General features: G+C 36.1%; 11 protein-coding genes and 1 pseudogene. 8 read left to right on the plus strand and 4 right to left on the minus strand.

The genetic code is table 11. The annotated features are described in order from the left end of the window. Positions 1-204, minus strand: a pseudogene (locus tag V7659_RS23665) (IS110 family transposase); the annotation flags it as partial. Positions 205-965: 761 nt separating this feature from the next. Here V7659_RS23665 and V7659_RS23670 point away from each other — a divergent pair. Continuing rightward, on the plus strand, positions 966-1,172 hold the full coding sequence (locus V7659_RS23670; RefSeq protein WP_335542606.1) for a hypothetical protein: 207 nt from the start codon (positions 966-968) through the stop codon (positions 1,170-1,172). A gap of 494 nt (positions 1,173-1,666) precedes the next feature. Here V7659_RS23670 and V7659_RS23675 read toward each other — a convergent pair whose 3' ends face one another. Further along, positions 1,667-2,413 (minus strand): NADPH-dependent F420 reductase, encoded by a 747-nt coding sequence (locus V7659_RS23675; RefSeq protein WP_335542607.1) that lies wholly within the window; start codon positions 2,411-2,413, stop codon positions 1,667-1,669. Between the two features lie 220 nt (positions 2,414-2,633). Here V7659_RS23675 and V7659_RS23680 point away from each other — a divergent pair, with 220 nt between their 5' ends. Beyond that, entirely contained in the window at positions 2,634-2,993 is a 360-nt protein-coding gene (locus V7659_RS23680; RefSeq protein ID WP_335542608.1) for a winged helix-turn-helix transcriptional regulator, read from the plus strand. A gap of 336 nt (positions 2,994-3,329) precedes the next feature. Here V7659_RS23680 and V7659_RS23685 read toward each other — a convergent pair whose 3' ends face one another. Further along, positions 3,330-3,941, minus strand: coding sequence for a cell wall hydrolase (locus V7659_RS23685; protein ID WP_335542609.1), 612 nt, complete (start codon positions 3,939-3,941; stop codon positions 3,330-3,332). A 282-nt stretch (positions 3,942-4,223) separates the two neighbouring features. Here V7659_RS23685 and V7659_RS23690 point away from each other — a divergent pair, with 282 nt between their 5' ends. The 6 genes from V7659_RS23690 to V7659_RS23715 all read left to right on the plus strand — a co-directional run bounded on the left by V7659_RS23690 (position 4,224) and on the right by V7659_RS23715 (position 8,393). Continuing rightward, positions 4,224-4,691, plus strand: a complete 468-nt coding sequence (locus V7659_RS23690; protein WP_335542610.1) for a CoxG family protein — start codon at positions 4,224-4,226, stop codon at positions 4,689-4,691. 541 nt (positions 4,692-5,232) lie between these two features. Further along, a complete protein-coding gene (locus tag V7659_RS23695; RefSeq protein ID WP_335542611.1) occupies positions 5,233-5,754 on the plus strand; it encodes a cupin domain-containing protein in 522 nt (173 codons plus the stop codon). A 442-nt stretch (positions 5,755-6,196) separates the two neighbouring features. Beyond that, positions 6,197-7,126: a bifunctional helix-turn-helix transcriptional regulator/GNAT family N-acetyltransferase gene (locus V7659_RS23700; protein ID WP_335542612.1), complete on the plus strand. Its 930-nt coding sequence runs from the start codon at positions 6,197-6,199 to the stop codon at positions 7,124-7,126. A 109-nt stretch (positions 7,127-7,235) separates the two neighbouring features. After that, positions 7,236-7,793 carry a DUF3231 family protein gene (locus V7659_RS23705; protein WP_335542613.1) on the plus strand — a complete coding sequence of 186 codons (558 nt, stop codon included), beginning with the start codon at positions 7,236-7,238 and terminating at the stop codon, positions 7,791-7,793. Positions 7,794-7,798: 5 nt separating this feature from the next. Continuing rightward, entirely contained in the window at positions 7,799-8,074 is a 276-nt protein-coding gene (locus tag V7659_RS23710) for a hypothetical protein (protein WP_335542614.1), read from the plus strand. Next, positions 8,037-8,393, plus strand: a complete 357-nt coding sequence (locus V7659_RS23715) for a DUF3231 family protein (RefSeq protein WP_335542615.1) — start codon at positions 8,037-8,039, stop codon at positions 8,391-8,393. Before V7659_RS23710 ends, V7659_RS23715 begins: the two co-directional genes overlap by 38 nt. 6 nt (positions 8,394-8,399) lie before the next feature. Here the strand turns inward: V7659_RS23715 and infC are convergent, their stop codons facing one another. Next, positions 8,400-8,876 (minus strand): translation initiation factor IF-3, encoded by a 477-nt coding sequence (infC, locus tag V7659_RS23720; RefSeq protein ID WP_335542616.1) that lies wholly within the window; start codon positions 8,874-8,876, stop codon positions 8,400-8,402. Positions 8,877-8,935: the final 59 nt, after the last annotated feature.

Consider the following 8,935-nt stretch of genomic DNA (forward strand, 5'->3'; position numbering starts at 1 on the left):
CGTTGCCGCGATCTTTTCTCCGATACCAGGGATAGACTTGATAATATTATGTTCTTCAACTTCTCTAGCGAGGGCATCTATCTCGGACTCTAACTTGGATAGGTGCTCTTTGTATTGAAGAATGATATTGATATACATACCTAGACTTAAAATATGGCTCTGATAAACGGTCTATTCAAACAGATTTCGATTTGCTGCAGCCTTTTTTCTTATTTAACTAAAGTGCAGTTTAACGCAGCCTCAGGATTAAACTTATATTCGTTTTGGAATTTAGCCTAATTTCAGTATAAAGAACGCTAACCGAAATGATTAACGTTCTAAACATGATGGATGGGAATACGCAGGTGTCGGATTCTGGTGATCACATTATTAAATTCGAAATAAACTGATCTCTGATTATGCGAAAGCCCATACGCTTCTAAAGTAAGAAACAACGATACGATTACGAAGGTCAGGAACAGTGCTTTAATATAGAGTTGGAGTCGGAGGAGAACAATGGGCGGAAACAATATCTCTTAAAGCAACAGAATAATAATTCCATCTTCCTCCGAAAAACCTATAACCATAAACTCTTGATTCCGCAACAGTCGTCAAAAAAAACCAGAAATTGTCTCCGTTTCTAAGCCGCATATACGTGAAACGATACAAACAATGTTGAATACCCAAAGGATTCTGGGCATAGGGTGACATTTGTCGTATATATACCATAATTCGAGGTTTACTCCTTGCTGCAATTAGACTTATAACCAGTTTATGCTCAGGTCAAAGCCTTGGATTGGATGTATGCCTAGTAGCCCACCTAAATTCAAATATGAATGAAAAAGCTTATATGAAATTGTTTAAGGATTGGGCAACTATTTTTATTGAGTCCTTTAGTTTCTAAAATTCAAGACAAATACCCAAGAACTTTAACCAAAAATGCATATGCTCTAATGTAAAATGAAATGAGGAGGATGACTGTTTGTATGATTAATGCCTATAATGAGAGGGTTGGTTTAGGTGGACCAGGATCAGGTTTTGGTGTTGCACCAGGACTTGGTTTTGGAGCTCCAGGCTATCCGCACCCACATCCACACTACCCGTATTACCATCATCATTACCCATATTACCATCACCATTACCCGTACTACCATCACCACTATCCGCACCACCACCATCACTACCCTTATTAAAATTTGCTAAAAAACTCGTCTTCCAAAATAAAAATGAACTGAAGTCTCTGTGAAACAGGCGTGTTTTTACAATTGTAGAAACGCCTGTTTCTTTGAGGAAGGTGGAGGTCTGTTGCTTTATTGCTGGAAGTTACTGTGTATGATTCCTCTTTATCTCTCTCATAACCTAAGCTGAGTTCGGCTCCTGAAAAAATACCAAATAATGCCAGTAACGCAATTAATATGGCATCTTCTATTTTTGATTTAATTTAAAAAGATGATTGTGAAGAAGTGTACTTAAAGTAAGGGTGCGTAAGTGGAAGAGGAATTTAAAACATAATCATAGTTAGATTTTGTTTTTGAAAAAATTAAGATCGGAATGGAAGGACTCTCGTATGCTCTCAGAAATACCAATAATATTCAGGATTGTTTGGCGGCACACATATTTCTTCACAACTTTATGAGGATATATGGATATACAAAAGGTGCGCTCTAACTGAGTGCACCTTTTGTTTTTATGAATTGTATATTTCTCTGTTTAAATTCACAATATCCTTATGTGAAAATTCAACTTCCTTTTTTTCTGCAAGGAGCACTGCGAACCTTTCCATCACCTTGTCCCGTAGTAATGGTGCTTTTTCTTTATTTGCCTTTTTCAACGCTTTCGTGAGCTCATCTTTTGTTAGCTCTGTGCAGTAAGCAGGAGTTCCTGGCTGTTGTCTCCAAGAATCACTTAAAGAACCACTATCTACTGCATCGAAGCCTAGCTCGTTTACTACGTCCATGACTACTTGTTTTTGTAATGGGTCATTACCTGCAACTGCCATCGCAATTCGTCTACCAGAATCTTCGGATATTCCTTCATTTTCTAAAGTATAGGCTAATAAGTTGTTGAAAGCTTTAATGATAGGTCTGCCTAATTGATTAGAAACCCAAACACTTTCAACTATCCCGTTCTCGATTTCTTCAATTTTGCCGTCTCTAAATGGATAATAATTTGAAGTATCTACAATGATTACTTCCTCCCCGACTTGATCGATAATGTCCCGAATGCTTGGCATTGCTTTTATTGGGAGAGAAATTATAAGAACTTCAATATTTTTAATTACATCCTCTACACGCACGGGTGTTCCTGCAAACTCTTTTCCTTCCAAACGTTCAATTCCTCGTGCATCTGCAATTTTGACATCATATCCAATCATAACTAATTTTTTAGAAATAATTGACCCAATTGGTCCTGCACCTATAATTCCAAATCTCATTATTGTTCCTCCTAAAGAATTTGTATATAAGAGAATTTTTCTGCTTAGAGTTGTACAATCATATGTGTAACAAACGGTAAACATATATTAGATGATAAAAACGTATTGAGTATTTCTGTTACAATACTAGAATAAAATGATTTCTCATCTTTTTAAAGTAGGCAATAAAAATTGACGTAGTACATTTTTTTGTACTTAACAGTAGAAAGCAGGTGAAAAGATGTCTAGGATATGTAAGGATGGATTTGACAAAGAGTGTATAAATGAACAAAGAGAAGTATATGGCATTGCCTATACCCAAAACATACTCTCCGGACGTTGGAAATATCTCATTCTTTGGTTTTTAAAGTCTAAAAAGCGTCGTTATAGTGAAATTAAAGCCTTTTTATGGGATATTTCACAAGGTTCTCTTACAAAGCAACTCCGAGAATTAGAAAGAGATGGCTTAATAAATCGCAAAGTTTATCCAGAGGTTCCTCCTCGTGTAGATTATTCATTAACCTCAAAAGGGAAAGAATTCATTCCTATAATTGATTTGATGGAAGAGTTCGGGAAGAAGTTTGGGGAGCAGGTAGACTAACTAAAGTGCTTTCATTCATCGTTTACCGTTTACCCCAAAATTCAAAAACTAAATGGAGGATAGATTTTATAGTTGTGGGAGGAGGAATCGTTCTAGCGGCTGTTTTTTCTTTTACAATAAACCCAAAAGGCAAGCAATCGTTCTGCACTACCTTTTTTTCATTATCAATTATTTATATTGTCTGGTCATTCCTAGATGAATAAAACTCCTGTTATTTTAAACGGGTGAAAGAGAGAAACAAAGCAACGCATCGAATTGCAATGTATTTTACTTTACATTTTTAACTATAAATCCAAGTTCTGTGATAGAAAACGGAACACGTTAAGCTATTTACTTCTATTTTTTAAAGACGTGTCGTCCAATAACCATTGTTGTTTTTCTTGAATCGAGCCACCGACTTGTTGCATTCGCCGGGTTATAGAAAAATAAAGCCCCTGGTACCAGTTGGCGTTGTTCTGATAATGCTGCTTTTACAGCTTTAATAGATTCCTTGTCAGCTGGCTTGTTGATTTCACCGTTTTGAACAGGTTGGAATTGACCAGGGGCATAAATGACCTCTTTTAAAGTGTCAGGGAATTTCTTATTTTCAATTCTATTAAGCACCACACAAGCCACCGCAATCTTTCCTTTGTAAGGTTCCGTCTGTGCCTCCGCCCGAACTAACCTAGCGAGCAGGTCTATTTCATTGTTTGAGAGACGTAATTTGACGAGGTCTTTTTTGGGGGATTCACTAGTATTATGATGTTTTGTAGTAGCAGCTTTTACACGAATAGAAAGCAGATCAAGTTCATCATTATGTAGAGTGACCGCTGTCATCTCTTTTTGATTTAATTTATTTACTTTTAAACTATTAGACAGCGTGTCCCCTTGTTTAATCGGAAAAGCAAAAGCAGGGGAAGCAAATAATAGTGACGCGAGTAATAGAAATACCATGGTAAGATTTTTCATTTTTCAAGTCCTCCTAGTTAGCTATCGATAAATCTATTACTATGAGTGGAAATAATAGATTAGTATTACAATTAAGAGAGTTTAGTTTTACAGTTTAGTTACATAGAAATGAAATCTTCTGTCTAAGAACAAAAACGACGTCGAAATTTTTCGATGTCGTTTTTTATTTGTGTTTTTGAAATTATTTTTAACAATCCGGACTTTCTTTGAATATAAATAAATGATTGCCATTTTATATAACATCGAGGGGACTTTTAGCGTATGGTCAGAGGAGGGGGAAAGTTGAAAATTGAGCACGAGTATACGTTCGGATTGCCAAGGAACATTGTATGGAAGTATATAAAGGATGAAAAAGTTCTAAGGAACTCAATCCCTGGGTGTATGTCTTTTATAGAAACATCCAAGGGTGTATACCAAGTGGAATTGGAGATCAAGATGGGTCCAATTCAAGATCTCTTTACTCTTGAGATTCGGCTCGAGGAGAACAAGTCCGCGTCCTTGTACCGGCTGCATGTGAGAGGTACAGGTAATATCGGTGAAATCTCAGGGAAAGCCGACCTGTATATAAAAGACTTCGAGCGGGCGGCTAAATTGCACTGTCAAGCTGAGGCAGAGGTAACCGGGGCAATTGCCTTAGCAGGTCAGCGCTTTTTAGAGAGCGGGGCTAACAAGAATATGGAAACATTTTTTCAAAAAGTTGAAAAAGAAATAAAAAGAACTCTTTATTATTTGAAACGAAGGAGCAGGTGACTTGGAAAGGTAGTTGGAGAACTAGATAGTGATTATGGTTAGACGCAACTTACGGCAATATTGAAGAATTAAATGATTTTTTGTAGGCTGTATATTATTTTGAAATTGACTAACTAGAAACATGAGAAACTTAGAGTAAGTGTAATAAAAAATTAACCAATAATTTAGAGCAAATTAATACTTCTTTTACATTGGACCATTATTCTGAAGTAGTACAAAGATCAAATCATTTTTTGAAATCTACTATGATCCATAAGGAGTGGTTAATATGTTCTCGAAGATTATTAATTGGTTCAAAAATAGTTGGTTTAACAATAGAGAAAATGATACAGATTATTATGGAGAAGATAAAGAGTTTGAAGGATTGGAAGGATTTTGAATAAATTAATATCAATAATATGCTTTGTATTTACGAGTCCTTCCAGGGCTCTTTTTATGCGTTTCTTTCTCAAATCCTCTAGATACAGATTCGAAGTGGAGATTGTGTGTTAAATATTTCATTCGAATTGGTGTAAATTAAGGAAAAGGAGTGATTGCCGCCGTGCATATTAATGAAGTACATAACTGGGTGTCCAAGCTAGGGCTTACGCCACATCCAGAGGGAGGATATTACAAAAGGACGTTCGAGTCAGATGAACAAATCACAGATAAAGAATTATCCGTTACGTTTGAGGGGCATCGCAAGTTATATACGAGTATCTACTTTCTGTTAACTTCAGATGATGTTTCCCATTTTCACCGGCTTAAGTCAGACGAACTATGGTACTTTCACGCGGGCAGTCCGTTGACGATTCATGTGATTGATGAAAATGGCGAATATCAGGAATTGAAATTAGGATTGAATTTGGAAAAAGGAGAAGTACCTCAAATCCTAGTGAAGAAGAATTCTATCTTTGGATCGTCTGTGATGGAAGAGGATACATTCTCCCTGGTTGGGTGTATGGTTTCTCCAGGGTTCGAATTTCGAGACTTTGAATTGTTTACACAAGACGAACTCATCCAAAAATATCCACATCACGAGGAAATTATTTTGAAATTAGCTTACCAGCAGCTTCCGGAGTAAGTTTGAAATTGGAGAATGGAATGGCTAAGACGAGTGGAGTGAATAGGGAAGAATAGTAGCATGGGTGTGGTATATATACCTTTGCTTGAGAGGGAAGATAAGAGTATAGAAGTACATCGACATTACATTAAAATACAAATGGGAATCAAGATAACAATTCTAATCATGAACTCGAGCATGCAACCCACTCCTTTCAAAATCATCCATGTTACCATCATTATAGAAGAGTTTTATTAATAATAAGTTGATAAAATGTAAATTTATTGTAAAAAGCCCTTAGTTGCCTGATGTCAAAAAAGACTCAGGCTGTTTTTCTATATAACTGAATAAGGCAACATTGTTCAATAATAGTTTCTTTATGACGGAATTAGTTGACTAAATCAACTAATTTTCATATACTATTGTTAATGTTAAATATTCTGAATATTAAGGTGGTAAAAAGATGGAAAAACATCAATATGTAGAAAAAATTCGGAGATTCAATCGGTATTATGCCAATGTCCTTGGTAAAATTGATCAAGAAATTTATAATAAACCTTTTCCGTTAACAGAAGCACGTGTGATAACTGAAATCAATTTTAGAAACGGTTGTACGGCAACGGAAGTTAGAGAAAATCTTGGAATAGACCGAGGGCAGATGAGCCGAATCGTTCAAAAATTTGAGGAAGAAAACATTATTAGTAAAAAGCAAGCATCAGAGGATAAACGCCAATACTTACTATATCTCACTGACTGTGGTAAAGAAATTTTTAATGATTTAGTTGAAAATGCAAATCGTGAAGTTGGAAAAATGATTCAAGAAATAGCTAATAGTGATTTGACCAAGCTGATCAGTTCCATGGAAATGATAGAATCCATCTTCACTAAAGAATATCCTTTTCAATCAGAGGTATCCATTCGAACTTTTCAACCTGGAGATGTTGGTTTCGTAGCACATCTTCATGGAACCTTGTACGAAAATACATATAAGTTTGGACGAATGTTTGAATATTACGTGATGAAGGGCTTGACTGAATTTATGATAAATTCAGATGGCGGAGAACTGTGGATTGCTGAAGTAGATGGTAAAATGGCAGGATCAATCGCGATTACCAAATCAAACGATCACGTTGCACAATTAAGATGGTTTATTTTGGATGAAAATTATCATGGGTTGGGTATTGGTAAGAAACTGATGGAGACTGCCATCCATTTCTGTGAAAAACAAGGATACAAACATGTTTTCCTATGGACTGTAAGTGTTTTAGGCGCTGCTCGTCATTTATACCAAAAATATAATTTTAGATTAACAGAAGAAAAACAAAATTTTGAGTGGACTGGTTCGAAATTAGTAGAAGAACGATGGGACTTAGAGCTATCCGATGAAAAATAGTGGGGAGGTATACCCATTTGATAATTATTTCAGGTTATTGTACAAAGTAGACTTCATGCATGAAAAATATACCTTCAGGAAAAATTAAATGAAAGAAGGAAGGTGAATTATGTCCCCAGATGTTTTAGAGGCTATTAAAAATGTAGTACATTCGTTGATAGATGAAGAACCCAAATCGCCCTTACATGTTGGTGAAGTTATGTCCTGCTGGTTATTTTTAGCTTTATGCGTAGAGACACAGGTACAGACGGAAGCAGGAATAAATAGAACAACCGACCCTGAATTGAGAAAAGCACTTCATGAAGCAGTAGAGATGTTCAAATCGCAAAAAGAGAAACTTACAGAATTTTTACGGTTAGAAGGAGTACCATTACCACCCACGAGTGAATCGAAACCAATCTCAGATCCAAACAGTGTCCCGTTGGGTGTCAAGTTGACTGATAAAGAACTTGCAAACAGTCTTAAGAAAAAAATATCAATGGCGATTACAAATTGTGCTAATGCATCAGCACAAATCATTCGTAATGATGTTGGTATGATGTTGTCTAAATTTTTGCAGGAACATATAACCTTTTTAACAACCTTTAAATCACAAATGCGAAAACGAGGTTGGCTTAAAGTGCCACCGCCGTATAATCCAGCAGGTTCACCGAATACAGGAAGGTGAGAAATGTGCCAGATGTATTAGAAGCTGTTAAAAATGTTTTGCAATCGTTGATGGACGATGAGCCTAAATCACCCTTACATGTTGGTGAGGTTATGTCTTTCTGGTCATTCCTTTCTGAAATGGCGGAGGAACAAGTGCATTCAGAAGCAGGGATTAATAGTACAACGGACCCCGAATTGAAGCAAGCTTTTCATGCTTCTTGTAAAAATGTTCAAATCTCAGATAGAACGACTGACAGAATTTATGCGATTAGAAGGGGTACCTTTACCACCTTTAAGTGAATCTAAACCAATCTCTGACCCAAATATGGTACCGTTGGGTGTCAAGTTGACGGATGACGAACTTGCAAACAGCATTGGTATTAAAATATATCTTGGTATTTCATTTTGTGCTACCGCCATAATTGAGTCCATTCGTACCGATGTTAATTTATTATGGATTGAATTTTTACAGGAATACATGACTTTTGGAGTAACCATAAAAGCACTGATGAAAAAACGAGGTTGGCTTAANNAGCAATTAAAAAATATATTTTATCTGACGATATCTTATGGAAAAAAGCCGATTTTCCCAATTTGGGTTATCGGCTTTTTTCTATAACTTTTTTTATGGCTTTAACAAAATCGATAACATGCGTCCTTGCAATGTTGGGTTTGATCTAGAATTCACCAAGTGGCTAACCTCTTCGCAAAAATTATCGAGAAGTTCTTCGCCGAGTTTTGAATGCGTGATTTCTCTTCCACGAAAACGAACGCTTACCTTTACGTGAAAACCTTTTGTTAAAAAGGCAATCGCGCTTTTTATCTTTGTTTGGAAGTCATTTTCGTCAATTGTGATGGTCATCCGTATTTCCTTTGTTTCTATTGTTCTCTGATTCTGCTTGCTCTGCTTTTCTTTTTTCTGTATTTCAAATTTGTATTTTCCGCCATCCAAAATCTTACAAACTGGCGGATCTGATTCACTGATTTGGATAAGGTCTAATCCCATTTCAATTGCCATCTGAAGCGCTTGAACAGTGGGTAACACTTGTTGTCCGCTTTCTGATACGAGTCGCACTTCTTTTGACTGAATAGCCTCGTTCATAATAATTTTTTTTATAAATAAATCCCTCCAATTTAAACTCATTCATTACAATTTATGTA

The organism is Neobacillus drentensis, assembly GCF_036966985.1.
Lineage (GTDB): Bacteria > Bacillota > Bacilli > Bacillales > Cytobacillaceae > Neobacillus > Neobacillus drentensis_E.